Genomic DNA, 1,347 nt, shown 5'->3' with positions numbered 1-1,347 from the left:
GGTCCGGCCCGTACGCGGGGCCTGCCGCCGGGCCGTCATGGCCCGCGGCAGGTCCGGTTCGTACGGCGCCCGCTCAGCCACCCCGGAGCACCTTCCGCGCCGCGGGGTCGGCACGCCGGTGACCGTGGAAGTGGCCCGGGTGGTACAGGTGCGAGCGGGTGCCGCCCGCCTCCAGCGCCGGGCCGACGAGCACGAGCGTGTGCTTCCACAGCCGGTGCTCGCGGGTGGTCTCGGCGAGCCCGTCCAGGCGGCAGCGCACGATCAGCTCGTCCGGCCAGGTGCACTGGTAGGCGACCACGCACGGGGTCTCCGGCGGGTATCCGCCCTCCAGCAGCTCCTCCTGGAGTTGCCGCGACCGGGCCGCCGACAGGAACAGCGCCATCGTCGTGCCGTGCCGGGCGAACTCCCGTACCTCCTCACCCGGCGGCATCGGCGTCTTGCCGCCGCCGAGGCGGGTCAGCACGACCGACTGGGCCACCTCGGGGATGGTCAGCTCGCGGCCGACCGCCGCGGCCACCGCGGAGAAGCTCGACACGCCGGGGACGACCTCGGTGGCCAGGCCGAGCTCCGCGCAGCGGTCGAGCTGCTCCTGCAGCGCGCCCCACAGCGCCGGGTCGCCGGAGTGGATCCGCGCGACGGTGAGCCCCTCGGCCGCGGCGCGCTCGTAGTAGGGCAGCACGCCCTCCATCGGCAGCGCCGCCGAGTCGACGATCTCCGCGTCGGCGCGTGCGTGCGTCAGGACGTCCTCGTGGACCAGGCTCGCCGCCCAGATCACCACGTCGGCCTCGGCGATCGCCCGCGCGGCGCGGAAGGTCAGCAGGTCCGCGGCGCCCGGCCCGGCACCGACGACGACCACCCTGCCGGTCATGCGCCCTCTCCCGTCGAAGAACCGCCCCCAGGGGACGCGCCCTCGATCCCCTCGCAGCGCTCGGTCATGGGCTCCCTCGCCGTCAGTTTCCCGCCCAGGGACGTACGGTGCCCGGGCACGATCAGGGTGGACAGGTACGGCACCGGGCCGGTGAGCCCGGCCGCCGGGCGGACGTCCTCGTCGGGCAGGCCGGTCCGCGCGCCGTACACCGCGTCGCCGAGCCGTCCGGCGTCGGCGACCGCGGCCAGCACCTCGTCCGCGACCCGGCCGAACTTGTACGCCACGACCGTGTCACCGGTCGCCAGCGCCGCCCGCAGTCCGCCGGCGCCGCCGGTGAGCGGCAGGAGGGTGAGCGACTCGGTGCCCTCGGTGAGGACCGTGCCCGAGCGCGCCGCCAGGTCCTGCATCGCGGTGATGCCCGGCACGGTCTCCACCTCGACGCCCTGCGCGCGCTGGCGTACGGACTGGGCGAGGTAGGT

The 1,347-nt window shown here is 75.9% G+C and carries 2 protein-coding genes; both read right to left on the bottom strand.

Features of this window, described 5'->3' with window-relative positions:
- Positions 1-73: 73 nt before the first annotated feature.
- A complete protein-coding gene (gene cobM, locus ACFFNX_RS48475) occupies positions 74-868 on the bottom strand; it encodes a precorrin-4 C(11)-methyltransferase (RefSeq protein ID WP_378213205.1) in 795 nt (264 codons plus the stop codon).
- The coding region (locus ACFFNX_RS48470) for an SAM-dependent methyltransferase (protein ID WP_378213204.1) at positions 865-1,347 on the bottom strand (483 nt) is incomplete at its 5' end. The genes ACFFNX_RS48470 and cobM, both read right to left, overlap by 4 nt.

The sequence above is a fragment of the Actinoallomurus acaciae genome (assembly GCF_042429965.1).
GTDB classification, from domain to species: Bacteria; Actinomycetota; Actinomycetes; order Streptosporangiales; family Streptosporangiaceae; genus Actinoallomurus; species Actinoallomurus acaciae.
The sequence above is the reverse complement of the archived record's forward strand: the minus strand, read 5'-3'. Positions and strand labels throughout refer to the sequence as shown.